17 protein-coding genes are annotated in these 26,396 nt (G+C 49.4%); 4 read left to right on the top strand and 13 right to left on the bottom strand.

Annotation, left to right across the window (positions count from 1 at the left end; genetic code table 11):
• Positions 1-10: 10 nt before the first annotated feature.
• The 11 genes from BMW65_RS12850 to BMW65_RS12800 form a co-directional block, all read right to left on the bottom strand.
• Positions 11-1,141 (bottom strand): sialidase family protein, encoded by a 1,131-nt coding sequence (locus BMW65_RS12850; RefSeq protein WP_090606028.1) that lies wholly within the window; start codon positions 1,139-1,141, stop codon positions 11-13.
• Positions 1,142-1,223: 82 nt separating this feature from the next.
• Positions 1,224-4,046: a nucleoside hydrolase gene (locus BMW65_RS12845; RefSeq protein ID WP_218145401.1), complete on the bottom strand. Its 2,823-nt coding sequence runs from the start codon at positions 4,044-4,046 to the stop codon at positions 1,224-1,226.
• An 18-nt stretch (positions 4,047-4,064) separates the two neighbouring features.
• The gene (locus tag BMW65_RS12840) at positions 4,065-5,465 is read right to left on the bottom strand and encodes an FAD-dependent oxidoreductase (protein WP_090605924.1); all 1,401 of its coding nucleotides are present in this window, start codon (positions 5,463-5,465) and stop codon (positions 4,065-4,067) included.
• 15 nt (positions 5,466-5,480) lie between these two features.
• Complete coding sequence (locus BMW65_RS12835) at positions 5,481-6,662, bottom strand: sialidase family protein (protein WP_090605922.1); 1,182 nt, start codon at positions 6,660-6,662, stop codon at positions 5,481-5,483.
• A complete protein-coding gene (locus tag BMW65_RS12830) occupies positions 6,659-7,801 on the bottom strand; it encodes a sialidase family protein (protein ID WP_177181114.1) in 1,143 nt (380 codons plus the stop codon). The genes BMW65_RS12835 and BMW65_RS12830 overlap by 4 nt, the downstream gene beginning before the upstream one ends.
• 36 nt (positions 7,802-7,837) lie before the next feature.
• A complete protein-coding gene (locus BMW65_RS12825) occupies positions 7,838-9,511 on the bottom strand; it encodes a RagB/SusD family nutrient uptake outer membrane protein (RefSeq protein WP_090605919.1) in 1,674 nt (557 codons plus the stop codon).
• 10 nt (positions 9,512-9,521) lie between these two features.
• Entirely contained in the window at positions 9,522-12,527 is a 3,006-nt protein-coding gene (locus tag BMW65_RS12820; RefSeq protein WP_090605918.1) for a SusC/RagA family TonB-linked outer membrane protein, read from the bottom strand.
• 170 nt (positions 12,528-12,697) lie between these two features.
• Complete coding sequence (locus tag BMW65_RS12815) at positions 12,698-14,257, bottom strand: sodium:solute symporter family protein (protein WP_090605916.1); 1,560 nt, start codon at positions 14,255-14,257, stop codon at positions 12,698-12,700.
• 86 nt (positions 14,258-14,343) lie between these two features.
• Positions 14,344-15,273: a dihydrodipicolinate synthase family protein gene (locus BMW65_RS12810; protein WP_090605915.1), complete on the bottom strand. Its 930-nt coding sequence runs from the start codon at positions 15,271-15,273 to the stop codon at positions 14,344-14,346.
• 141 nt (positions 15,274-15,414) lie between these two features.
• The gene (locus BMW65_RS12805; RefSeq protein ID WP_090605913.1) at positions 15,415-17,046 is read right to left on the bottom strand and encodes a ribulokinase; all 1,632 of its coding nucleotides are present in this window, start codon (positions 17,044-17,046) and stop codon (positions 15,415-15,417) included.
• Positions 17,043-18,668, bottom strand: a complete 1,626-nt coding sequence (locus tag BMW65_RS12800) for a fucose isomerase (protein ID WP_090605912.1) — start codon at positions 18,666-18,668, stop codon at positions 17,043-17,045. Before BMW65_RS12800 ends, BMW65_RS12805 begins: the two co-directional genes overlap by 4 nt.
• A 256-nt stretch (positions 18,669-18,924) precedes the next feature.
• On the opposite strand from BMW65_RS12800, the gene BMW65_RS12795 reads away from it, so the two are divergent.
• Positions 18,925-19,812, top strand: coding sequence for an AraC family transcriptional regulator (locus tag BMW65_RS12795; RefSeq protein WP_090605910.1), 888 nt, complete (start codon positions 18,925-18,927; stop codon positions 19,810-19,812).
• A 73-nt stretch (positions 19,813-19,885) separates the two neighbouring features.
• On the opposite strand, the gene gyrB is transcribed toward BMW65_RS12795, so the two are convergent.
• A complete protein-coding gene (gene gyrB / locus BMW65_RS12790; protein ID WP_090605909.1) occupies positions 19,886-21,844 on the bottom strand; it encodes a DNA topoisomerase (ATP-hydrolyzing) subunit B in 1,959 nt (652 codons plus the stop codon).
• Positions 21,845-21,975: 131 nt separating this feature from the next.
• Between gyrB and BMW65_RS12785 the strand changes: the two genes are divergently transcribed.
• The 3 genes from BMW65_RS12785 (at position 21,976) to BMW65_RS12775 (ending at position 24,856) form a co-directional block, all read left to right on the top strand.
• Positions 21,976-22,578 (top strand): OmpH/Skp family outer membrane protein, encoded by a 603-nt coding sequence (locus BMW65_RS12785; RefSeq protein WP_090605907.1) that lies wholly within the window; start codon positions 21,976-21,978, stop codon positions 22,576-22,578.
• Between the two features lie 189 nt (positions 22,579-22,767).
• Positions 22,768-23,895 carry a hypothetical protein gene (locus BMW65_RS12780; protein ID WP_143053878.1) on the top strand — a complete coding sequence of 376 codons (1,128 nt, stop codon included), beginning with the start codon at positions 22,768-22,770 and terminating at the stop codon, positions 23,893-23,895.
• On the top strand, positions 23,846-24,856 hold the full coding sequence (locus BMW65_RS12775) for a glycosyltransferase family 4 protein (RefSeq protein ID WP_090605903.1): 1,011 nt from the start codon (positions 23,846-23,848) through the stop codon (positions 24,854-24,856). Before BMW65_RS12780 ends, BMW65_RS12775 begins: the two co-directional genes overlap by 50 nt.
• Here BMW65_RS12775 and BMW65_RS12770 read toward each other — a convergent pair.
• Positions 24,845-26,341, bottom strand: coding sequence for a glycoside hydrolase family 130 protein (locus BMW65_RS12770; RefSeq protein ID WP_090605901.1), 1,497 nt, complete (start codon positions 26,339-26,341; stop codon positions 24,845-24,847). The two genes, BMW65_RS12775 and BMW65_RS12770, sit on opposite strands and share 12 nt — an antisense overlap.
• Positions 26,342-26,396 lie beyond the last annotated feature (55 nt).

Genomic DNA, 26,396 nt, shown 5'->3' with positions numbered 1-26,396 from the left:
GTAGGTATTTTTACATAGCCTCCGGATCGACGACCACGTATTTTACCGATCGCCTGTTGTAAGTGTAAGTGATATGCACCAAACCATCTGACGATTGAATAACAGCCGGATAAGCATAGCCATCTTCAATGGGTTCGTTTTCCAATGTCATTATTGGCTTCCAGTCCTTTCCATCATCCGATAGGGCCAGGTTCAGTACATTACGTCCTTTCGGCTCCTCGCCTTTCCTCGTGGAATGATTATAAACCAGCAGTTGACGTCCATCTTTTAAGGTCACCGCATCCGTGCCGGAATTTGGGTTGGGCAGCGGCATCGCTATCATCTTGCTCCACGTATGGCCATTATCTTCTGACCAGCTTTCGGCCAATACATCCTGCCGTGTGCGGCAAATTACCTGTAACCTCCCGTCGGGATACGTCAGCACGCTCGGCTGGATAGCGTCAAATTCGACACCATCATTGATGGGGCCAACGACTTCCCATGTCTGTCCCAAGTCCCTGCTGACTTCGAAATAGACGCGCCAATCCTGGTCTTCACCGTCACCCTTCGGATATTCAATACTGGTTGGGCTGATGATGGTGCCGTTGCCAAGCTGTATGGGTTTATTTTTTATTGGCCCCAGTAGATGCCCGATTTTTGGATCCTCACCCAGCTTTCTCGGTGCAGACCACGTTTCACCATTATCAACCGAAGTCATCAGCATTCCCCACCAAGTCTGCGGACTGGGGCCAACCTTATAAAAGAGCATCAGGTCTCCACCATCGGGATGGAACAAAACCGGATTCCAGCACGGATACCGCAACGTGTCATTGACCACGCCATCCACAACTGCTATAGGCCGCATCCACGTACTGTCCACCAAGCGCGAAATCCAAATACCGACATCGGGATCCCCTTCCTCCGTACCTGCAAAAAACGCAGCAACCAGCCCTTCTGGTGTTTCCACGATAGTGGACGCATGGCATTGTGGTGTCGGTTTGTTGTCCAAGGGATAAACCAACTGGCCTTTTAGATAAGCACCCACACCCGGCTCGGCCAATTCTGGAAGGTCGGATTTGTCGATGTTACCGCTGTCGATTGATTGACAGGCTAAGCAACAAGAGGATAGGGCTAATAGCAATGCGTTTACTAACTTTTCCATAACATTTTTTTCTGTATCCCCATTGAGCAAGCTAATATAAGGCTCATTTCGGTAATCCCGATTGCTGGATGCTATTTTACAGCTATTCCTCCTTTCTTGGCAGTAACTTTCTAAATTGTCTTATGCGATGGAAAGTGAAGTAGTTAACATCGTGCTGCCTAAATGCCCCTCCAAAGTCATCGTGATAAGCTGTCCTTGAAACCAGTACAATATCTTCACCATCAACTGCAAAAGCCGGATACTGAAAGCCATGTTTGGCCACATCTGGATGGTACAAAACGGTATCAATGATCTCCCAATGTGCTAAGTCGGCAGAACACATAAGCACGAGTGTGTTTCTGATCATCCCTTGCGTATGACGCTCATTTTCATGTTTTTTTAACACGGCATTGGACAGTGCCCAATATCTATTCGAAACTGAATCAAACAAGACATGAAATTTGGTACTTCCGCCGGGAAAATCGATAAAATCTTGCTGAGGATCGAAGTTCGGCTTCTTCCCGTATGCATCATATCTGATAATGGCCGCTTTTCCACCACCCTGGGTCATGCTTACCCGCAACATATTGACGATGTTGCCTTGGGGTGAAACCACGGCATTTCCTTCCAGCCAACCGTTGAACTGCCGATCTAACCATTGAGCATTATAGCCCAATGGCTCAGAAACCGTCCAATTCGAGGCCTTCATTAAGTCTGCATCAACAGGAGCACTCAGCATCAAGGCCCTGAAATTTTTACCCCAACCGCCTTCTCCTTTTTCATCCTCCATGGCGCGCCATATTCTGCCGTTATGGATAATGACGGGGACTGGTGCCGTATGGTAAGAAAGGTCTGAAAAAAGCAGTCCATTGTCGGCATCTATCGGCTGTGTCCAAGTGACTCCACCGTCATTTGACTTCATGATAATGGCATGCCCCAAACCGTGGCCTGCGCTGGTTCCTATTAGGTAGACCGCCCCACGGTGGGTAAAAAGTGTTGCCCACGTAATCCCTTCAACTTCACTGATTGGTTTCCATGATGCACCGTTGTCCACTGATTTATAGATCCGGGCAAGCTCACTGACACCCACCGCCGGCCCATAATCATCCCCTTTCGCCAAGTAGCTACCATCATCCAATACGGCAATAGATGGCGAACCGGCGATATACCGGCCAGTCTTCGCAGGGCTGTAATCGATAATCGTACCATAGGGCTTTTCAGGATAGCTACCGAACCCGGTGAGGGAAGGCCATATATCCAACAATTCCTGATCGTTCAGGCACCTTTCGTAACAGCGCAATTCGTCGATAAGGAGCCCGCGTGTCAGTGGGTATTCCGTGGATAAGTTACCTATCGCTAACCCATCACCATTATCCCCCGCAAGCCCTTGTAAATGCCCCAAATAAACCCAGTTTACCAGATTTTTATTTGCATTCTCTATGCGGCAATAAACCCGATAGTTATCGAATCCCTGTTCATTTTTCTTGGTCAATGCCACTTGAATCCAGGAATCAAAGTCGATGTTTATTTTGGCCGGAGGTGATAGCTCCACCAATCGCTCCTTGGCTACCAGATTGCCATCCAAACCATAAAACGTGCCTTTCCCCGCTCCCTTATCCGTAAGATAATACAGTTTTATGCCTCCTACTTGGAGAAATTCAGACTTTCCATCCTGGCCAGTAGGAGATAGCGAATCGCTGGAAAGCTTGAGTCTCATCCAAACAGTAAATTCTTTCTGGTTGATTGCACCACTTCGTCCCTCAAGCGCATCATCCCGCCCTGTCCCGGCAGCTAATTCAGCTAAGCCGTCGGAAAAAGAAATATCGCCCCGTTTTTGAATCCCTTTACTGGTGTCGCGCTGCGTACGGGCGCTGTTGGCCAAGGGGATTGCGGTATCTTCGAAGCTCCATCTGTCCGCCAAAAAGCCGTCGGTTGCCGGAGCTGCATGCTGGAAGCACGATAAAAAATCTTGCACAATCGCCTCACCATCGAAATGTTCCCAAAGTGTGATATACCTGTTGCTGTGCGCCTGTTCGACCCATTGGCCATCAATATATAACGGACTTGGTATCAAACGGCTTTTCCCCCATGTTGGATTTTTTACGATGGCAAGGGGCACTACGTCAAATAATGCCCTTGTTCGCTGTTTATCCTTATAACTGATGTGCTCAAATAAACTCACCGAATAATCCCCAAAGGTCCTAAATTTGCCCCCATGCCGACCAATAACATCAAATGGTACCGTTGGCCCTTTACCTGGCATCTCCGATTGAATGGTAGCTTGTTTAATCCGTACTGCATCCGATCCGGAGTCCTTACCGTACCGCACGGTTACCATCTCAAACTCAACGGTATTTTTCAGCACATAATTCAATGCAGCTGTATCCGCCTTTAAATTATACTCACCCTCTTGGGGATAATTTCCCCCAAGCCAAACGACCCTCATGTTTGAAGCAACCGCTGGATCGCTTTTCAGCGCTAACGCAATATTTGTAAGTTTCCCAACGGCAATGATGGTCAGTTTGTCTGCGGTAGTCGCCTGCTTAGCTTTGTTGATAATGAATTCCACCGCTTCCTTCCCATCATACGAATCCTTTCCAATCATGGGCAGGATACTTACAAAGTCAGCATTAGCCCCTTTTAAAAGCGGTGTTTGCTGCTCCGCCCCACATAATTGCAATACCCGGTATGCTTCGTCATAGTGCCGTTCGATGGCACCGCCCCCATGTGTAGCATTCACCGTGACACCAAGCACATTGAACGCTTGGGTATTTAAAAGCAGATAGGCAAGCGCATGCTGGTCATCCAATTCATTATTTGCGTCGGTGTCCAAGATAATACCGGTGCGACTAAGCGTGGGCTCCGGCCGTCCATGTGCCGAAGCCGATACGAATAGCGCAATAAAGAAAAAAATCATCCTTTTCATCCTCAAAATCTTCTTCTTTCAGACCGAAGCGATCAATGTCCATGGATATCCATTGGCGGCTTTCCAAAGCGCACCAAAATCAGGTGGCTCCTGCATAAAAGGAATTTGGTGCCTCAACCACTTCCCATCGATATCCTGCACACGTTTATCCTCCCGAGCGGCCGTTGCCCCGGCAATGCCCGCTGCTTCGCCAATGGCATGCATCGTGGCCATCACCCGTACCGCAGCGGAGGCTTCGTGTGTGGCTGACAATCCACGGCATGCGACAATCAAGTTGGGGAAGTTTTCCGTTATCAGGGAGCGAAACGGTACTTCGTAATAATCCCCTTCCGGCGGACCAAAATCTCTGCGTACAGCCCCTTGTTCACCGGGCTTCTGCTGTACATCGTGAGCACCTTTCGGATTATGGATGTCAATGAAATACCGTGACCGGGCAATCCCATCGCTGAACTTTGTGGCATTTACAATATCGTCCTGTGTTAGCTTATAAAGGCCATGGATATGACGGGTCTCCCGCACGCCTACCTGACAGGCCACCTTTTCCACGAAGGCATGCTTAAACCAGGGCACGTTCTTGATGAGCCACTCCCCTATTACATAGGCCTGGCGCCGCCCTTCAATTTCGGCCTTCGTCAAATCAATGGCTGACAATCCGGAAACTTCATTGATACGCGTCATGTTGAAATGGAGTATCCCCGGTCGGGGATAATCGTAGAAATGCACAAACGGGCGATAAGGATAGTAAAGGCTGCCGTCGGCAAGTGCTTGTTGAAAATAAGGTTCAACAAGTGCCCGCGCTTTCCGTAGGTTGCGCGTAGCCAACATGTCGGCCTTGTCTACATTGGCCATCCTGAAACTTACGGTCATCGCCTGCGTTAAGCCATCTTCGGGCCGGCCAACATCAAAGGGCATGCCTGCCATCGCTGCTAAATCCGCATCGCCCGAACAATCGATAAATTGCTTTGCAAACAGCGTTTCGCCCCCTCCTTTCGAAAACACGTCAATGGAGGTGATGGTATCGCCACGCATATGGACGGCTTTCAAAAAGGAATGGTACCGGAGGACTACACCTGCCTCCAGCAACATCGTGTCATATACGTGCTTCAGCAATTCATCGTCAAACGCCGCCGGAGACAATTCCGAACCGTATCCTCCTTTTTCATGCATCGCCGAAACCACTTCCTTAAAAACACCGCCAATGATTGCGCCATTTCTACCCGTTGCCTGGTCAGTAAATTCGTGCCCGCACCAAGGATTTACTAAGGCGGCGGTGGCCATCCCACCGCAAAATCCATAGCGCTCCACAAGAAGCGTTTTCGCTCCACGTCTTGCTGCTGAAAGCGCAGCCGCCACCCCGGAAGGACCACCCCCGCAAACAATGACGTCAAACGTATTACTTTCATGTTGGTTATTTTTCATAGCCGTTCAGCGTTTTTACGATTGCGGATCAAAAATAGTTGCCGCGATATACCGGTATTTATCGCCCGCTTCCGCATTATTGTAATAATAAGTCGCTACCACCTGTCCATTGGGCAGCTCCACGGATCTCGGATATCCAATATCGCCATTAGACCCATCTCCACCCCGGATTTGCCGCGGAGTGGTCCACGTTTGCCCATCATCGCTGCTATAGACGACGTACATGCCACGTCCGTCAGGCATTGTTTCGGGGTGCCTGATTCCGTATACCAAACAAAGACGGCCGTCTTTGAGTTTCAACAATGCAGGTGGATGTCCATTTGCATCTACTTTTACCGGATCAGCTATTTTGGTCCAGCTCAACCCGTTATCTTCTGAGATAAATGCGGCCATCTCCGCTGGTTTTGTACGGCGGATCAGTGCGAGCAATTTTTGAGGCCCCAGCCTCACTGCCGCGGGCATAATGGAGTTGATCGCATGTTCGCCTATCCAAGACAGAAATTTCCAGGTAATGCCTCCATCCGTCGTCCGCACACAAGCCACCTCCCGCCAGTCACTATCCGCTTTCCGGAATCCCACGGTTAAGAACGCGGTCATTTCGTGTTTCCCTTCGATAAGATATGCCGTACGGGATACTATGCCCACAGGTTTTGGTGCCGGAAAATCCACCTGGAGTTGATAGGCTCCATTCCACGTTTTGCCGCGATCCGTTGTAAAATAAAAAGATGTAGGGCCATCAAGCATATGGGTCATGCGGAATGTCAGCGCGAAATCAGGCTGCGTAAAATCAATAGGCGTATCGAGCGGTGTTGCCGATTTGGATTGTTCGCCGACATTATGCTCAACGGTGGCTTCCGTAATTCCCTGGCTAAAGGCATCTTCCATCGTCCATGTATGCCCACCGTCCTTGCTCCTCGAAAACATCGTAACGGATGAGGCTTGGTTAAATGTATGGCCCTGCCGATCTTCGTGATCGGCCTTCGTAAAGCCAACCAAGATTTCATCGCCCCAATTCCACATGCCCCAGTTGGCAGGCCAACCGCCATATTTGCCTTCCTCATAATATACCTTGGTGTGATAGATACTGTCAGCCACCGTGGTATTTTCCTGCTTTGGTGCATTTTCACAACCGAAAATGGTCAGTGAAGCGACAAGCACCAATAGGCCGCACTCATTGAATATATTTTTCATCATCATTTTTGTTTTGGGTCAAAAATCGTTGCACTGATGTACCGGTATTTATCGCCCCAGTTGACATTGTTATAATAATACGTCGCCACAACTTTTCCATCCGGTAGCTCAATGGCCCTGGGATAGCCGATGTCCCAAGCCGCACCATCCTTGCCCCGGAGCAATTCAGGCTTGCTCCAGTGCTTTCCTTCATCGCTGCTAAAGGTGACGTACATGCCGATGCCATCATCCATGGTAGTAGCTTCCCGGATGCCATAAACCAAACACAACCTTCCATCCTTTAGTTTCAACAAAGCCGGTGGGTGTCCATTGGCGTCTACTTTGACCGGATCATTTAATTGCGTCCATGTCTTTCCATTGTCCTCAGAGAGAAAGGTTACCATCATAGCGGGCTTGGTGCGTCTGATGATCGTCAACAATTTGCCAGCACCTAATTTCACCGATGACGGCATGATCGAATTAATCCCTTCGGGTCCGATCCAAGACAGATGCTGCCATGTTTTTCCCCCATCGTCTGTACGCACACAAGCGACTTGCCGCCAATTCTTTTCGTCATCTCCGAACCCAACGGTCAAAAAGGCAGTCATCGAATGCTTGCCTTCAATGATATAATCACTTCTGGACACGATGCCCGTTGGCGCTGGTCCTGAAAAAGGAACAGTCAGCTCATACGGGCCTTCCCAATGACGGCCCCGATCATAGGTGTAATAAAACGACGTGCCTCCAAATAATTCTCCGCGCATCCGAAACGTCATGGCGAAATCCGCTTTTAAAAAGTCGATTTGTTCGGCTAATTTAGTCGCCTTCTTTGACCGTTCACCAAGGTTGTTTTCCCATGTTGATTCTGTGATACCGTTTTCGTACGCATCCTCCATGGTCCACGTAAGCCCGCCGTCTACGCTTCGCGAAAACTTCGTCAGGCTACTTGCTGGATCATAGGAGTGGCCGTGTCCACTGATGTCTTTATGATTGGCATAAGAGTAGCCGACGAGAATTTCATTTCCCCAGTTCCACATGCCCCAGTTTGCCGGCCAACCTCCATATTTCCCCTGCTCGTACATTACTTTTACATGGGTCTGGCCATATGCGGTAAATGATGAGATAAACATCCCGCAGACTAGCAGCAATACAACACTTTTTTTCATCACAATAGTTCGTTTATTCATGTTAATTTTTCCGTTTTAATAATTTGGATTCTGAATAAGGTTGGGATTAATATCCATTTCACTTTGCGGGATTGGCCAAAGGTAATCGCGCTGGGGGTTAAATGCGCGTTGCTCGATTACGCTCAATTTATCGGCATATGCGGTATAATCCAGCACACCGTCCTGATCAAGAACGGGTACACCCTGATCTTCATAATTGTATGGCTTTTGGGGTCTCCCGTATAACGGCCCCGGCATGACTTTCTCGGCAATTTTCCATCGCCGGATATCTTGCAAACGAAGCCCCTCCAACGCCAATTCCACCTTCCGTTCCCGACGTACAATGGCCCTCATCTCCGCTTGGGACTTCCCTGCTGGGATGGATGGCATCTGGACACTTTCCCGTCCCCTGATGCGATTAATTGCCTCCAAACAAGATGCATCCAGCTCGTTGAGCTCAATTTTGGCTTCGGCATAGTTCAGCAGAACCTCCCCTAAACGCAATACCATAAAATTCAACGAAGAATTGTTCCGTAATGCTCCCCCATCCTGGGGATCCGTAGTCTTTCTCCAGCAATACCCGGAAAAACTGGCATATGCATTGGTTGCATCCTGATTGGGAATCCGGGTAGCAGGGGAAACATTGTAATTCCAGCACGTAATGCTATCCTTATGGGTCTCAAACTGGAAACCCAAAAACACGTCTCCCGGTACCGCAATGGTCTGCCTCAGTCGGGGGTCTCTGTTTTCGAAAGGCTTGGCGGGGTCATAAAGGGGCGACTGATCAATCGTCAGGCCATCAATACATTCGTATGAATCCACCAACGATTGCGTGGGCACCTTCGTACTGTTGCCCTGTGCGTTTCTTGAAAAGGTGGAAATAGGCATCCGGTGATCATAAATTCCATATTGGAACATGATCTCAAATATCACTTCGGAAGAGCTCTCCCCTTCATAAGAAAAGAGTTTTTCGTAGTCGGGATACAACGCATACACGCCACTTTGTATGACTTCGTTTGCCGCTGCTGCCGCTACGTCATACCGTTCACCAATCAATGCAATCCTGGATTTCAACGCCAACGCCGCACCCTTCGTTGCTCTTCCTCTATCAGCAGTGCCCCAGGTTTCCGGCAACTTATCCGCTGCGATATCCAGATCGGCAAGCAGCAAATCAACGATTTCCATCTTTGCGGTACGGGGAAGTTTATTGTCATCGATGTCAAGCGGCTCCAATACCAATGGCACATCCCCCCATAGTGTAATCAATTGGCTATACCAGTAGCTCCTTAAGAAACGAACTTGCCCGTCAGCAAGATCCAGCGTTTCCTGCGAAGCGTCGGCTACCCGATCCAAGTTGGCTAATATGTAATTGGCGCGGCCTATTCCGGCGTACAAATGATCCCAAATGGAACTAAACGATGCTTCGGCAGCACTGTGGCTGCCGTTTCCGGCAAATGTAAATACACTCAGATTCCGATCCCATCCGATATCGGAGGAATGGTCGAGTACATATTCCCATTGGCCGGAAGCGCTGAGCGAATTGTACCAAAGATTCCGGTAAACGCCATTTACGGCAAGACTCAATTCGGCTGTCGATTGTAAAAAGGTGATGTCTGCCGGCCCATCCAAAGGCACTTTGTTCAAAATGTCACTACAAGACATCATCGTCCACAAAGTAAATATGCTTAATAGTTTACTATATCTTTTCATAACTATGGTGTTAAAAATTTACGTTGAGGCCAAAAGAATATATCTTAACTATCGGATAACGTTCAATACTTCCGCGTGGGATTTCCACGTCAAAACCATCCAAAAAGTTATCGAACGTAAGTAGGTTTTGCCCGCTGGCCGTAATCCGGAAGTTTTTAATAAAGCCATTTCCGAGTATCCGCTGTGGTAAGGTATATCCTAATTGGATATTTTTCACCCGAAGGTACGCCCCGTTTATCATCCAATAATCCGAGTGCTGGTAATTATTGGTAAGGCCGAAAGTCAACCTTGGGTAGGATGCATTGGGGTTTTCCGGTGTCCACCGATCCAAATGGTGCATGTATGCCGTGCCTCCCGTGTCAAACGCCCATACACCCGAACCTTGTAGGTAACCCTCCACTTTGCCGACGCCCTGTAGAAACACATTCAAGTCAAACCCCTTGAAGGATGCCGTCAGGTCTGCACTATACGTATACCGAGGGATATTAGAACCCAAGACCACCCTATCGTCTGCATTGATTACATGATCTCCGTTTTGGTCCACATATTTAATGTCTCCGGGCGCAGAGGCACCACTTGACAATGCCGCATGCGCTGCGACTTCTTCAGCTGTTTGGAATAGCCCCTGCGATTGGTATCCAAAAAAAGCATCGATGGGGTATCCTTCCATCCGTATCGTACTCCCCGAGATGTACGGGCCTGTTCCCTCTAAATCAACGATCTCATTTTTTACGTCCGACAGGGTTAGCCTGACATTATAGTTAAAATCACCAATGGTATTAAAATGGTTTAAACTGATATCCCACCCTTTGTTTCGCACTTTTCCGGCATTCTGATAGGGCGCTCCCAACCCTACGGCACCGGGTATAGGCAATTCCAGCAAGATGTCCTTCGTATTCCGGACATAATATTCCGCAGTGAGCGACAGCTTATTAAAAAGGGTGGCATCTAAGCCGACATTGAGCATCTCGGTCGTCTCCCAGGATATCAGGTTGTTGCCCAACTGTGTAAGGGCTGCTGCCTGTACGGCCGACTCGTTAAAAATATAGCTTTGCGATAGATCAACTGCCGAGACAAAGGGGTAGTCTCCGATATTTTGGTTGCCCAGCTGCCCCCATGATGCCCTCACTTTTAAGTTGTCAATAATATCCACATCTTGCAAAAAGGGTTCTTCAGACAATCGCCAGCCCGCTGAAAATGAAGGAAACAGCCCAAAGCGATTCCCTTTGGCAAATCGCGAAGAACCATCGTACCGCAGGTTGGCCTCAAAAAGGATTTTTTCCGCATAGTCGTAATTCAATCTTCCGAAAAACGACATCAGACCATATTCCGTGCCGCCCGCTCCGTTGGCTTGTTGGTTTTCCCGAGACCCCGCGTTTAATACAGGATAGTCTTGAAGCACAAAATTCTCCCGCCGCGCGTTGAATGATTCCGCATACGAGTCTATAAGCTCGAAACCGCCCAGCACCTTAAAATTGTGCTGTTGAACTCCCCGGGCATAGTCAAGCAACACCCGGAAGTTATCCTGTCTGTTAAATGGATTGGTTTGCGTCAATGAATTAATCGCAGGGTAGGAATAAGCCAATCGCCCATCACCATAGAATGTTTGGTAAGTTTTCCTGAATAACTTATTCATTCCGCTTGATACTTCCGGAGAATACATGACGTTAATATTCATACCGTCTATCGGTTTCCAGTCGGCCTGCAAATTAATAATGGCCGAATAGGTCCGCTCATCTGACCGTCCGGATGCATTGGCAGCGGCCATTGGATTTTCACCCAACCAGCCTTGTCCATACCGGCCGTCGGATAGCAATCCTTCTTGATTGGCGGGGATCCGCCCATTCATCAAAAAGAAAATATGTGCAGGGGCAATGCCCGGTTCAAAAACAAACGCATCATTGCCACGGATGTCCAATTTAAAGCCCAATTTGTCTGACGCCTTCAAGTCCGTATTGACGCGAAGCGAGCTTCGTCTGTAGCCGGTGTTGGGAATAAGCCCGCCTTGATTCAAATGATTGAAAGAAGCACGTACCTTAATGAAATCCGAACCACCCGATATATCCAGCGAATGATTATGCATGAACCCCGATGAGGTAAGGGTAAGCGTTTGCCAATCTGTATTCGGATATAAGTCACTCGGCGCATTCTCCCGATAAGCTTCAATATAGCTCTCTTGGAATGTAGGGGATTGATTCACGTTTTGGTTAGCCTCATTCAACAGCAACATATGGTCCAATCCACTAACGAGTTTAGGCAAGTTCGTGGGTTTTTGCCAGCCTGCGTAGGTGTTGTAATTCACAGCGATTTTATTCGATCGCGCTCTTTTTGTTGTCACCAAGATGACGCCATTTGCAGCCCGTGAGCCATAAATCGCCGCAGATGCAGCATCTTTCAACACCGAGATCGTTTCGATGTCATTGGGGTCGATATTATTCAATCCCATTTCAACGCCATCGACAAGCACCAACGGATCTTGGCCAGCCGCCCCCAGTGTACCTAAGCCCCGTATGCGAATCGTACCGGCATCATTACCCGGTTGCCCCGAACCCTGGGTAATCGTCACGCCCGGGGCTACCCCCTGCAATGCCATGGACGTTTGCCCAACCTGTTTCCAATTGATATCCTTGTTATTGACGACGGATACCGAGCCGGTCAGATTCACTTCTTTTGTCGTGCCGTATCCGACAACGACAACCTCATCCAGTGCCGCATCCGCTTTCACCAAAACGACATCAACGGTCGTCCTATTTCCAACTTCAACGGTAGTGGACTGATATCCGATATAGGAAATCGCCAACGTGGAATTGCCAACCGGAACGGAAATTGAATAATTGCCGGTTTCATTCGTTGTCGTACTCAGGGAAGATTGGAGCAAGCTCACCGTCGCACCGCCCAATGCCTCTCCCGTCAGTGAGTCAATGACCCTTCCTGTAACCGTAATTTGTGCCCTTGCTTGCTGAACCCAAATTAAAGCACAGAATACCACCAAGTAGTTTGTTAATTGCTTTCTCATATAAATTAGGTTTATTACTATTGTTATAATCAGTTGCCGCGCAACCCTTATCCTATCTAAGCATTACAGCGACTTTACAAAGTTCAGTAATGAGGGGGGCGCTTTTATATTACATGTTTACTACTCTTTGTACAATATTGCCATACCGTACAAGGCGTATTTCCAATCGGTTATCCGGCTATCCGCCTTTTCAGAAACGTGAGCAAAACACCGGTCAGAAAAATCACCAGCGTTCCCACCACAATCACCATGTTGGCATGTAATGTATTTCTTAAGAAGGCATATTGATCAGGGATCAAATACGAAAAAGTCATCCATAAAATGACCAATATCCCGGCAATCACAGCCACCAATGCTTGATTATTTCCCGTCTTTTTGCTGATAATACTGAGCAGAAAAAGTCCGAACATTCCACCGGCAAAAATCCCTGAAAGCTCCCACCACGTATCCAGGATACTTTTGACCCCAATCATCGCCACGCCAGCAAACATTCCCAAAAGGCCAAAAAAAGCAGTCCCGATAAATAATAACCGCAACTTTTTCTTGTCATCCATACCCGGACTGAAATACCGCTTGTAGATGTCTTCAATAAAGACTGTCGCCGAGGCGTTCATGCTGGAGCTGATGGTGCTCATCGCTGCCGCTAAAATTGCCGAAATGATCAGCCCCAATAATCCGGCAGGAATCATCTGAACCATGAAGTGTGGCATCACCTTGTCGCCATAGTCCTCGGGTCCCAAGGTCTTAGCCAACTGTTCGATTTCGGCAGTATTAGCGCCAAGCGGCAACCTATCGGCCGCTGCCTGTATTTTGATGGCTTCCGCGAGTGCGGGGTGCTGATCGTAGTAGGCATACAGCGCTGTCCCGATGATGAAAAAAACCAGTGATATCGGGACATAAAGCTTGATGCAAAGCCAGACTGATTTTCCAGCTTCTTTGAGCGAACTAGCCGTATGGTAGCGCTGAACATAGTTTTGGTCGAAGCCAAAGGCTTTCAGGTTCATGAATAGGCCATATAGAAATATGACCCAAAATGTGGGTTCCGTAAAATTCAGGTCAAAACTCCCCAAACTGAATTTATCATCGCGTATCGCAATATCCGCGATTTTTCCAATGCCCCCATCAATGTTTTGGACAACGAGATACAGAATGAGCAGTCCACCAAACGTTTTGAGTACGCCTTGGACGACTTCGGTCCATATCACGGCTTCCATCCCCCCCATCACGGTGTAAATCACGATACAGATACCCATGACCAACATGATGCTGATCATGCTATATCCCGTGAGTGCCTGAAGGCTGAGCGCTATGCCGAAGAAAATGGATCCCATCCGTGCGATTTGGATTAGCAAGAAACAAAAAACGGAATACGTCCTTGCCCATGGGCCAAACCGCTCTTCCAGGTTGCTATAGGCCGATATCCCCCCAAACGTTCTGTAAAAAGGCACAAAATACTTCACCGAAATCCACGCTGCTAATGGCATCGACAAACTAAACACAAACGAATTCCAATTGCTGCCAAATGCTTTGCCCGGAACGCCAAGAAACGTATTGCTACTCAGGAACGTCGCATACAAGGAAATGCCCACCGCCCAGCCGGGAATCATTCCCGAAGCTTTGGTAAACTGATCGGCACTTTTGTTTCTTCGGGAAAACCATACACCCACAAATACCATCGCAAGCAGGTATATGAAAATGACAGCAAGGTCCAATACTGGAAGATTATTCATGATAATCGAATGTAAGTTTATAAATCAGTGCCGTAAAATAACAATAAAAAGCAGATTGTATCCTTCCGTATCCAAGACATTGCGCACTATTTTATTACGTTCAGCACACTGAGGTATTCGAGATACCGCGCATATAATGCGTCCACCTGGGCTTTAACCTCGTCATCAAACATGCCGACATCCCGCCTTGTAAATGTGGATATCGGGAGGCCACGCTGCTGTAAAAAATATTTTGCTACCAGCGGATAAACCGTATGCATGACGTCCATGTTGTCGATGAAAAACTGTTGGACACGCGCTACTTCTTCGGCCAGGTCGGCGTTGTCATAGTTGTCACACAACCATACGACCAATTCCGGGTAATAATTCCCTTGGATGCAAGAGAGTCCGGCTGATCCAGCTTTCAGCGACTCCACGGCATGTACCATGTAAGCATCATATAGACCAAAGGAGGGAACGTCTTCGGTCACCGCCAGTTTTGCTTTCACCAGATCGATATCCAAACACGTGTCCTTGTGATAAATTACCCTTCCGGTATCCACAAACCGCTTTAGCTGCTCCGCAGCAAGCACCCGCTTGAACGGATCGGGGCATTCATAAAAACCCAGCGGAATCCCAGGTGTGGCATCCAATAATTGGAAAACGTTTTCCTCAAACAGTTCGTTCGGTTCGTACTCGTCCGCCAACATATTGGTAATCACGATGGCCGCCTCAATGCCCGTGTCGTACATGCGTTTTACAAAATCGGATTGTTGTTGGACGGTTCCCCCGAATGTAGCCGTTGCTACCACAGGGACTGCTCCATCTGCCACCGCTACGACATGCCTGGTCACCGCCAGTCGTTCTTCGTCATGCAGTTCAAACATTTCACTGGAAAGGCAATTGGCAAACAGGCCTGATGCACCCGCGTGGAGGTACAGTTCGGTTAACCTGGTTAATCCATCATAATCTATTGTTCCGTCCGCATTGAAGGGAGTCAACATAACAGGAATAAATCCTTTGTTCTTTTTGCTCATTGATATCAGGGTAATTGTCTAACTTATAATTGATACCTCCAAAGGTAGGTAGCCTAGGTATCCCTGTTCTGTAGCAAATTGGCGGGGTATTGTAGGATGTTAGCGAGTGATTATTTGGATTACTCCAGCAATGCATGGACATCAGCGGTCATTTAAAATAGAAGCTTGCAGCGCGCCCAATGCCTGATACCGTTGATACAGTATTTCGTATATGCCAATACGGTCGGGATGCGGCCGATATTCCCGATCAAATCCGGAAGACATGGCCTCCTGCGCCGCATTGACCGTCGGGTATAAGCCAGCCGCTACCGCAGCGCACATCGCTGATCCCAGCGCACAAGACTGCTCGGTATTCACCGTCTTAATAGGCCGACCTAACACATCTGCCAGCACTTGCATCACATAGGGCGATTTTTTGGCAATGCCTCCGGTGGCAATGATTTCGTTGACAGGGACGCCTTCCTTTTCAAAGCGATCCACGATGGCTTTCGAGCCAAACGCCGTAGCTTCTACCAGCGCCTTGAATAGCCTTGGTGCATCCGTGCCCAACCGGATGCCTGTGAGCCAACCGTTCAATGCGGGATTGACGTCTGGCGTACGCCTTCCGTTTACCCAATCGAGTGCTACCTCGTCGGTCTCCGTGATCGGCAAAGCTGCGGCTTCCTGATTCAATGCCTCCAGAATGCGACCGATAATCGCATGCTGTTCCTGCTGATAAGTCACCAAACGGGCAAACCACTGGTATAGGTCGCCAAAAGCGGACTGCCCGGCTTCAAACCCGAGCATGCCGGGAATAACAGAACCGTCGACTTGTCCGCAAATTCCATCTACAAACTGGCCACGGTGCCTAGCGGTCGGCGCCACCAATATGTCGCAGGTGGACGTACCGATGACTTTCACTAATGAATAGGGCTTAATAGCAGCGCCTACAGCGCCCATGTGTGCATCTAGCGCCCCTATGCCGATGACCAGGCTTTCAGGCAATCCTGTCCGATCTGCCCATTCGGGGGATAGTGTGCCGATAGCCGTATCCGATGTGTGGGTTTGGTCGTACAGGCGATTACGGATGCCGGTAAGCCTTGGATCTAATGCCGTCAGGAAAGCTTCAGCAGGAAGGCCCCCAAATACTTCATGCCACATGGCCTTATGGCCTGCAGCGCAGCGGCTACGCTGCATCGATAGCACATCACGATGGCCACAGAGCATATGGGGAATCCAGTCACAATGTTCCAACCAGGAATAGGCGCTTTCGGCTACGGCTGGATCGGCACGGAGGATATGGAGCATCTTGGCCCAAAACCATTCGGAGGAATAGCTACCCCCGGAATACTTGGTATAATCTGTTTCCCAACTGTGGGCGAGCTGATTGATCTCTTCCGCTTCGGCAATGGCCGTATGGTCTTTCCACAGCACAAACATGGCATTGGGATTGTCCGCAAATTCGGGAAGTAGAGCGAGTGGCGTGCCATGGCTATCCACGGCGGCGGGCGTAGACCCTGTAGTATCCACGGATAATCCCTTGATCCGGCTCACCGTATCGGCTGAAATTCCGGAAAGCACCTCGCGGATGACAGCTTCCATCGCTTCGATGTGGTCCAGCGGATGCTGTCGGAACTGCGATCGCCCGCTATCGCAGTAAAGACCCTCACTCCACCGGGGGTACATCCGCACAGCACTCGCCAATTCGTCACCGGTAGCCGCATCCACCAGTAGCGCGCGTACGGAATCCGTACCGAAATCCAGGCCCATCACAACGTTTTCTCCCGCTTTCATTGCCCGGAGATTTTCACGTTACCACAGAAATGTACCTTGATACCCAGTTCGTCCAACGCTGCGGCCTTGATGCGGCACGCGCGATGCGCCGCTGGCTCATCAGTCGCATATACCACATGGATGTGGTTGGCTTGATGGCGTGCCATGAGCTGGTCACGACCCACGCCATCAAGCACGGCATGCATGATGGGCCACTCGGGTGATGTAGCCTGCCATCGCCGCTGCGTTTCTGCTTCGGGTAAGTTCACGACCCTTCCCACGCCAAGATCCGCCAGCAACGCTCCTTCTCGCACATAAATACGGCTCCATACGATTGGGCCCGGTCTGCTGATACCGCGCAGTGTTCCCCCGCCCAACCGGAAATACATGGGCGATTGCCGCCAGCTGCTCGCGGAAGCATACCCACCCGCAAAGTGGGCGGCAGGCACCGCACCCGAGATGAGGAACACCCATACAAAATCGTCAATGTCGCCACCTTTGTAGTACTCGCCCCAGCGGATATCGTGCAGCGTATTCGCACCATTCATGCCTAGTTCCTTCCACAGGTGGTAAGTTACCAACGCATCGATACCTGCGCATTCATCCACTTCATTGAAATGGGGTATCGCCTCTCCGGCAAAGTATTCGATGCCGTCCTCGGAATAGACGGGCGGGCGCTCTTGATTATTGAGTAAGCCTTCAACCAGATCACTTGCTACGGTCAGGTCCTTCAAGCCTTGCTGGTATTGGATACCGATGGTATCGCACCCAAACTCGGCGGCGATGCGAACAGCGGCAACATACATCTTGCATTGTTCAAGCGTTTGCCTTCGGGTGAGTTCGGTACCTTCATCATTGCCCCAATTGAATGTCATGCCCTTGTCGAGCAACCATTGCAGCACGGTCTCCGCCTCGGCGTTACCTACGGTACGCATACGGGCGTAGAGGGCCGATTGGCTGAGCCGTTCTTTGAATATACCGATAGCATGAAGCAGATCGTCGGGGACAATGGCATTATACATACCCATGCAGCCCTCGTCAAAAACGCCCATAATTGCTTTTCCACGACGCATTCGTTGGGCGAACGATCGGCCGACCTGCTCATCTGCCTTGGGGATCTTCACCAAATCGAAGGGCATTACATGTCGGAGATCATGCTTGATCATTCCTTTTTCCAGCCATTCGGCAAGACCTTGATCGAAAAAATCATCGGTAAAATCGTTACTCCATAGTGTGCTGTAAGCCACACCTGCTTTGGTAAGCGACCCATTGAGGTTGAGCATACCGACCAGTCCGGGCCATTGTCCACTCCAATTGGCCACGGTGAGGATGGGCCCACGATGTGTAGTAAGCCCTGCCAATACATGGTGTGTGTATTGCCACACGCTCTCGGCAACAATCAGCGGGACATCGGGAGGGACGGCCTTGAATACATCGATGCCCATCCGCTGAGAATCGATAAAACCATGCTGCTTTTCGGTATGGTAGCCATGTGCCCGTTTCAGGCGCCATCCCTGCCGCTCAATGGCCGCGCTCAATTGCGCCTCCATGGTTTCCTGTGCCTTCCAGCACAGTTGATTTGCCGCCAGTCGCAAATCGCCGCTTGCGACAAGCCAGACTTCTTTTTTATTGGTTTTATCCATGGTCAAATTGGTTTATCAAAAGTTGATGCCCGCTATACGGAATCAGCACCGTACAAAAGTGTAGCGAAAGCACCGGGGATTATTGGAATTTATTGCCCTCTTATTGTACGATCTTGTCATTTCTTTGGAAATCGGATTTCTATTCCATAATTTAGTACACAGGATAGGGTGATGATACATCCCCTGCTGAAACACAAAGGTTATAAACCGTTCTTTTTCCCGGCACCAGGGAAATGGAAAACAACGATTATGAGATATGAAGCCACTTTTCCACAAAGTACCGACGCAAATCCAATCGTCATTCAGTGCACGGCATGATGTCCAGGCAAACTTCGGATCACTGTGGCATTATCACCCGGAATTGGAGCTCCACCATGTCATCCGGGGTAAAGGCGTGCGGTTCATCGGTGATAATATCGGCAACTTTTCGGAAGGCGAAGTGTTGCTGTTGGGCAGCAACCTGCCACATATGTGGCAGTGCAACGAGGAATACTACCAAAACCATCCGGACAGGAAAGTGGAGGCAATTGTGATCCATTTCCTTCCCGACTGCTTTGGTAGGGATTTCCTCAACTTACCGGAAACGTACCTGGTACCGAAACTGTTTGAGAAAGCCCGGAAAGGAATGAAATTTAGCGGGAGGAGCCGGGTCAGGCTGATCGACCTGATGCACAAGGCAACGGTAGCTACCGATATGGAACGGCTCATTATTCTCCTGTCTATCCTCAAAACCATCGCTGAATCGGAAGAATATGTATCGATTGCCTCCGCGCATGCCTTTTACAAATCCAATGAAATGGATGCCGTGCGCATCAATAAAGTCTGCACATACACCTTAAGCAACTATAAAAAGGAAATCAGCTTAGAAGAAATTGCGTCAATTGCCAACTTGAGTGTCACCTCCTTTTGCCGGTATTTCAAGCTGATGACCAAGAAGACGTATTATGATTTCCTTATTGAAATACGCATTAGCCATGCATGCCGGCTATTGGTAGAGGATATTTTGCCCACCGAAATCGTTTGTTTTGAATGTGGATTTAACAACGTTTCCAATTTTTACAGGCATTTCAAGAAGGTGACGGATATGACGCCGCTGGAGTACAAAAAAAGGTATTTGTACAGCAAGGTCGCCGTTGGGGTTTAGGATATGTACAGCCTGCTACTGATTATCGTTATCAGCAGTCGGTTGATAACCGGCTGCTGATAACGATAGCTACCTATGTATCAATCTTCGCATACTTGGCGTTGCGCTCAATAAATTCGCGTCTTGGAGCCACCTCGTCGCCCATCAACATGGAGAAAATGCGATCGCATTCCGCGGCATTTTCGATGGTCACTTGGCGCAAGGTCCTTGTCGCAGGGTTCATGGTGGTTTCCCAAAGCTGCTCCGCGTTCATCTCACCGAGCCCTTTATATCGTTGCACATGCACGCTATCTTCCTTACCAGCCCCCTTAAGGCGCTGTATGGCTGTGTCCCGTTGGTCATCATTCCAAGCATACTGTTGTTCTTTGCCCTTTTTGACCAGGTACAATGGCGGCGTGGCGATGTATACATATCCATTTTCGATCAACTCCTTCATATAGCGGAAGTAGAAGGTGAGGATTAATGTTGTGATGTGCGATCCGTCCACATCGGCATCCGTCATGATGATAACCCGGTGGTAGCGTAGCTTGTCCAGGTTCAGCGCCTTGGCGTCATCGTCTGTGCCGATACTCACACCCAAGGCGGTAAACATGTTTTTAATCTCTTCGTTTTCGTAGATTTTGTGCTCCATGGCCTTCTCTACGTTGAGGATTTTACCCCGGAGTGGCAGTATCGCCTGAAACTCCCGGTCGCGGCCCTGTTTGGCCGTTCCGCCTGCGGAGTCCCCTTCCACGAGGTAAATTTCGCATTTTACGGGATCATTGTTGGAGCAATCGGCCAGTTTTCCGGGCAGGCCACTGCCACCCATCACGTTCTTGCGTTGCACCATATCGCGGGCCTTGCGGGCCGCAGCGCGGGCTTGGGCGGCGATAATCACCTTCTGGACAATAGTTTTGGCTTCCTTAGGATTTTCTTCGAGGTAATTGCTCAGGATTTCACCAACGGCCACGTCCACGGCACCCATGACCTCGTTATTGCCCAATTTGGTTTTCGTTTGTCCTTCAAATTGGGGCTCGGCCACTTTCACGGAGATCACAGCAGTGAGTCCCTCGCGGAAGTCATCGCCGGTGATTTCCACTTTCATGTTTTTGAGCAGGCCGGATTTGTCGGCATAGGCCTTCAGCGTACGGGTAAGCCCCCTGCGAAAGCCCGCCACGTGCGTACCACCCTCGATGGTGTTGATGTTATTGACATATGAATGCACGTTTTCGGAATACGTGTCGTTGTATTGCAATGCCAGCTCCACCGGGATCCCTTGTTTTACCCCTTCTACATAGATCGGTTCGGGAATGAGCGGTTGGCGGGTACCATCAAGAAATTTAACAAATTCCTTCAATCCACCATCAGAATAAAACACATCACTCAGCAACGAACCATCTGCTTGCTCGTCACGCTCATCCACCAAGGTAAGCCTGACGCCTTTATTGAGGAATGCCAGCTCGCGGAGGCGACTGGCCAGGGTGTCATAATTATACACCGTTGTAGTAGTAAAGATCTCGGGGTCGGGATGAAAGGTCACCTTAGTACCCGTCCGGTCGCTCTCTCCTATGGCCTTTACGTCGTATTGCGGCTTCCCTTTGTGGTACTCCTGTATGAACACTTTTCCCTCGTTGTGCACTTCTGCAACCAGCACCGTAGACAACGCGTTAACACAGGATACCCCAACACCATGTAGACCACCGGAAACCTTGTACGTATCTTTATCAAATTTACCACCGGCGTGGAGCACCGTCATGACCAACTCAAGCGCTGACTTGTTCTCTTTCTTATTGATACCCGTGGGAATACCCCTGCCGTTGTCCTCAACGGTGATCGAGTTGTCCTTATGAATAATCACTTGAATATCATCGCAATAACCAGCTACAGCCTCATCTATGGAGTTGTCCACCACTTCATACACCAAATGGTGCAAACCCTTCACCCCGGTATCACCGATATACATGGAAGGCCGTTTGCGAACGGCCTCCAATCCTTCTAATACCTGTATGTTATCTGCTGTATAAGTTGACTGTTTCTTATTTTCTTCGCTCATTATCGTTGTTAAATTCGGTGTCCAAAGATACGAAAAATGTACGAGAAATGAAATAGGAAACGCGGGGGGTTTGGAATGTGGGATTTTTATCTTAGGTTTGCCCTTTGATTAAGAAAATGAACAAGAGAAGTATGAAACACGCATTCGCATTTATTGCAAAAGCTGGAATATGTGCATTGTTGGCCGCCACAGTTGTGTCTTGCAATAATCAGGGAACAAGACCATCAGCATCGGTTTCAGGTGGAGACTCCACCCAAGCCAACGGTGCTGAGCAAATTGTCTACGTCAATATAGATACCCTGCTCGAAAAGTTCGAATATTTCAAAGATGTCCGATCCAACTTGGAAGAAAAAGCAAAGAAGGCGCAAGCAGACCTCCAGTCCCGCAGCACGGCCTTCCAACGTGAGGTAGCAGATTACCAACAAAAGGCACCTACCATGAGTGCTGCCGATCGGCAAAGCACAGAAGAACGGTTGGCCCGCAAACAGGATGAACTTGCCCGCCACAACCAAAATGCCAGCGCTTCATTTGCTCAGGAGGAAGCTACTGAAAACGAAAAACTATATTCAAGGATCACCGATTACCTGAAAAAACATGCGAAGGAAAACGGATACAAATTGGTATTGACCTACTCTGCTGCTAATCCAGCGGTATTGTATGCCGATGAAAGCTTGGAAATAACCACCGAGGTGCTTACTGCGCTGAATGCTGCCTATACGAAGGAGAAAAAATAAATCGCGCGGAACGCCGCAACATACTTAAATAAAAATATCCTGAGGCTGCCCATTTCGGCAGCCTTATTTTTTGCCCTTTGGAAAGCACATTGCTACCAACCAAAAAACTAATTGGCGTTTTATAAGTTTTAGAAAAACAAACGTTACCTTGTAACGAAAGAGTTTTACTACAACGGAAACACAATGAAGATGGCTAAGCGTAAGTACATTTTACCGCCGCTGCGGCTCGACCACGTGACAAGGCTCACAGACAGTACGGGCATTTTCCAGCATGCCACGTATGGCATTCCCAATTATCATGAAGGGTATTGCTTGGATGACAATGCCCGTGCACTGTTGATGGCACTCATGGCCTATCGGCAAACCAAGGATGAAACAGCCCTGCACAACATTCCCACATACCTCGCTTATATCCATTACGCGCAAAACGACGACGGGACATTCCGTAATTTCATGGGCTTCAACCGCAATTTCCTGGACCACGTGGGATCAGAGGATGCATTTGGCCGTGCCGTTTGGGCCATCGGCTACGCCATGGCGCACGCACCGAAGGATGCCTATTTCCAGGTTGCCCGTAAGGTGTTCTTCAAAGCGGTGCCTCATTTTGAGCGATTGCAATCCATCCGCAGCATTGCCAACATCATCCTCGGCTTATACCACTGTCTAAAGGGCCTCCCTACGGATGATGGGATGATGGAATTAACCCATAAACTTGCCCTCCGGCTTCATCGGGAATACATCACCCACCGACGGGATGATTGGCATTGGTACGAGTCACTGTTGGCCTATGATAATGCTTTGCTGCCTCTCTCGATGATGCAGGCGGGCGAGCTGCTCAACGATGATGCTTTCCGCCAGGTCGGCTTCGAGAGCATGGCTTTCCTCGAAAAACATACCATGCACAAAGGATACCTGAGCTTGGTGGGCAATGAAGCATGGTTTAGGCGCGATGGCGTGTGCTCCCGATTCGACCAGCAGCCCGTGGACGCCATGGCTACGGTATTGCTGTTCCTCCAGGCGCACAACCATACCGGCGATCCGCATTACTTGCAATTAGCATATACGGCTTTTAGGTGGTTTTTAGGCGAAAATGATCTGCGCATGAGCCTCTATGACGCCGAGACTGGCGGTTGCTGCGATGGGCTGGAGAAAGACGGTATAAACCGGAACCAAGGGGCAGAAAGTACACTCGCCTACTTGATTGCACACCTTGCCTTGCAGCAAGCGGTTGAAAAACCAATGAATCGTACACGTTCCAAGGAAACCGATGAAGATAGCAATACTGGCCCCCATAGCCTGGCGGACACCGCCCCGTAAATACGGACCTTGGGAACAAATCGCCTCGGCGCTCGCCGAAGGGTTGGTCAACAAGGGGCTGGATGTGACCTTGTTTGCCACAGCAGATTCCATCACCCGGGCAAGGCTCCGCTACACCACACCCAGGGGGTATGCCGAGGATCAGACGTTGGACCCCAAGGTGGAAGAATGCCTGCACATCGCCCAGGCGATGGAAGCGGCGGCTGAGTTTGATATCATCCACAATCATTTCGACTTTCTTCCGCTTACTTATTCCAGGTTGATCAGCACGCCCATGGTGACCACCATCCATGGTTTTTCCTCCCCGAAGATTCTACCGGTATATAAGCGATATAACCGCACCAGCACCTACATTTCCATTAGCAATGCGGATCGGTCGCCCGAGCTGGACTACGCAGCCACGGTGTACAACGGGATGGACACATCGCTGTTTGACTTCGTCAAACAACCGGACGACTACCTGCTGTATTTCGGGCGGATACATCCGGAAAAAGGGGCACATCTCGCTATTGAGGTGGCCCAACGAACGGGGCGCCGCCTCATCATGGCGGGATTGGTGCAGGATGAACGTTACTTTGCCACAGCGGTATCGCCCCGTATTGATGGCCACCAGATCCAATATGTAGGCAATGTAGGACCGGATGATCGAAACCACTTATTGGGCAACGCCGCTGCGCTGCTGCACCTGATTGGTTTTGATGAGCCTTTCGGGCTGAGTGTGGCCGAGGCTATGCTGTGCGGCACGCCGGTCATTGCCATCAATAGGGGTTCCATGCCGGAGCTGGTGGTAGACGGCAAAACCGGATTCCTGGTATCCAACACGGAAGAAGCGGTATCGGCCGTCGCCAATCTCTCCGGATTATCCCGGCAAGATTGCGCTCGATGGGCACAGACCATGTTTTCAAGGAAAAAGATGGTGGATAGCTACGTTGACGTTTACCGCCATATCTTAGCGGTCTGATTTGCCGTTATTATTAAGTAGTTTTGCCAATAATTCCGCTACATCCACTACCGCATACGTGGATGCATAATCCGACATGGCATACGGAATAACCAGTTTGTCTTGGTGGATGTAGGCCCCGCAGGAATACACCACATTGGGCACATAGCCCTCGCGTTCTTTCCGGTTGGGGATGAGCAGTGGATCTTTCAGACGGCCGATTTCGTGTTCGGGATGTTCCAAATCAAGCAGCAAAGCACCTAAAACATATTCGCGCATAGGCCCTACGCCATGTGTGAGCACAAGCCACCCTTCCTTAGTCTCCAACGGGGAGCCGCAGTTGCCCATCTGTACCAGCTCCCAGGGTTCACGGGGTGTCTGTATCAGCTTGGCTTCACGCCACACATTGACGCGATCGGAATACGCGATGTAATTATTAACCCCATCGATGCGGCACAGCATAGCGTATTGCCCATTAACCTTGCGCGGAAACAACGCCATGCCTTTGTTCTGTGCGATATATCCGTGCATAGGCATTACCTGGAAATGCCGGAAATCTTTGGTCATAAGCAGCTTAGGAAGGATGGATATCCCGTCATACGCGGTATAGGTGGCATAGTACGTGACCGCTCCCTTTTCACCGATGTATCGGACAAACCGGGCGTCTTCTATCCCGTTTTTCTCCGTATCGGCAATGGGAAAAATAACCCGCTCGCACACCGATGTGTCTACGGAAAATGTCATTTCATAATGGGAAGATGCCAGCCATCGCACTTCCTGCAGGAATGCCAGGTTTTCCTGCCGGGGCTCCAGCTTTACCTGTACTTCTTTGAGTGCCTGCTTAAGCTCTTCGTAGGTAAAGGTATCGTCCAACTGGTCGCTGATAATTTCATAGGCCTCATCGTTGCGGTAACCACTGTCACTCCACATTTCTCGTAACTTGCGGAGGAAAGATTTTTTATGGTAGGTGTGGTTCTTTACCTGCTCGGGTACCTCAAGCATTTTTCCCGGAGGCTCTACGTCGATATCCATATTCGTGTCCAATACACCTTGCCTGAAAACAATCGATGAAATATGCCCCTCCCCCGTAGCCCTGAAACTGATGATGACCCGCTTCTGGCCCCGCGCAAGCGAGGTCTGGTCGGGGTGTTCAATGATGGAAGGATTGAAAAATGCGGCAGCCTCAATGGAATATTCCATCGTGAAATACGAGCCGATAAGCTGCTTCAAATGATCCGGCAGCTTCGCATGGTCGATTTCCATCAGTTCCATCACTGGAATCAACCGCTTGAAATGGTTGGCAAATATCTTTTTCAGGCTACGGTGGCGCTTGGAATACTTACGCAATACCTCGCTGAGCAGATCCCGTTGCTGTCCATTGCTAAGCGCCGTCAACGCCATAATCAATCGCTTTGCCCGCTCTTCGCCTGCAAAAAGGAATCGGGCGATGACACGGCTGGAATCCGGTTCGAATATCTTCTCTTTTCTGCTTACTGTTACTGGCATGTGTTTTCTGTTATAGCGACTCTCGTGTTGTATAACAACAAAAAAAGCATTTTTG

Origin of the sequence: Parapedobacter koreensis (assembly GCF_900109365.1) — a bacterium.
In the GTDB taxonomy this organism is placed as follows: domain Bacteria; phylum Bacteroidota; class Bacteroidia; order Sphingobacteriales; family Sphingobacteriaceae; genus Parapedobacter; species Parapedobacter koreensis.
This window is presented reverse-complemented; position numbering and strand designations above follow the sequence as displayed.

Excerpts from the sequence above, each read along its gene's own strand:
- BMW65_RS12850 (WP_090606028.1), bottom strand. The coding sequence starts at position 1,141 with ATGGAAAAGTTAGTAAACGCATTGCTATTAGCCCTATCCTCTTGTTGC.
- BMW65_RS12845 (WP_218145401.1), bottom strand. The coding sequence starts at position 4,046 with ATGAAAAGGATGATTTTTTTCTTTATTGCGCTATTCGTATCGGCTTCG.
- BMW65_RS12840 (WP_090605924.1), bottom strand. The coding sequence starts at position 5,465 with ATGAAAAATAACCAACATGAAAGTAATACGTTTGACGTCATTGTTTGC.
- BMW65_RS12835 (WP_090605922.1), bottom strand. The coding sequence starts at position 6,662 with ATGATGATGAAAAATATATTCAATGAGTGCGGCCTATTGGTGCTTGTC.
- BMW65_RS12830 (WP_177181114.1), bottom strand. The coding sequence starts at position 7,801 with ATGAAAAAAAGTGTTGTATTGCTGCTAGTCTGCGGGATGTTTATCTCA.
- BMW65_RS12825 (WP_090605919.1), bottom strand. The coding sequence starts at position 9,511 with ATGAAAAGATATAGTAAACTATTAAGCATATTTACTTTGTGGACGATG.
- BMW65_RS12820 (WP_090605918.1), bottom strand. The coding sequence starts at position 12,527 with ATGAGAAAGCAATTAACAAACTACTTGGTGGTATTCTGTGCTTTAATT.
- BMW65_RS12815 (WP_090605916.1), bottom strand. The coding sequence starts at position 14,257 with ATGAATAATCTTCCAGTATTGGACCTTGCTGTCATTTTCATATACCTG.
- BMW65_RS12810 (WP_090605915.1), bottom strand. The coding sequence starts at position 15,273 with ATGAGCAAAAAGAACAAAGGATTTATTCCTGTTATGTTGACTCCCTTC.
- BMW65_RS12805 (WP_090605913.1), bottom strand. The coding sequence starts at position 17,046 with ATGAAAGCGGGAGAAAACGTTGTGATGGGCCTGGATTTCGGTACGGAT.
- BMW65_RS12800 (WP_090605912.1), bottom strand. The coding sequence starts at position 18,668 with ATGGATAAAACCAATAAAAAAGAAGTCTGGCTTGTCGCAAGCGGCGAT.
- BMW65_RS12795 (WP_090605910.1), top strand. The coding sequence starts at position 18,925 with ATGAAGCCACTTTTCCACAAAGTACCGACGCAAATCCAATCGTCATTC.
- gyrB (WP_090605909.1), bottom strand. The coding sequence starts at position 21,844 with ATGAGCGAAGAAAATAAGAAACAGTCAACTTATACAGCAGATAACATA.
- BMW65_RS12785 (WP_090605907.1), top strand. The coding sequence starts at position 21,976 with ATGAAACACGCATTCGCATTTATTGCAAAAGCTGGAATATGTGCATTG.
- BMW65_RS12780 (WP_143053878.1), top strand. The coding sequence starts at position 22,768 with ATGGCTAAGCGTAAGTACATTTTACCGCCGCTGCGGCTCGACCACGTG.
- BMW65_RS12775 (WP_090605903.1), top strand. The coding sequence starts at position 23,846 with ATGAAGATAGCAATACTGGCCCCCATAGCCTGGCGGACACCGCCCCGT.
- BMW65_RS12770 (WP_090605901.1), bottom strand. The coding sequence starts at position 26,341 with ATGCCAGTAACAGTAAGCAGAAAAGAGAAGATATTCGAACCGGATTCC.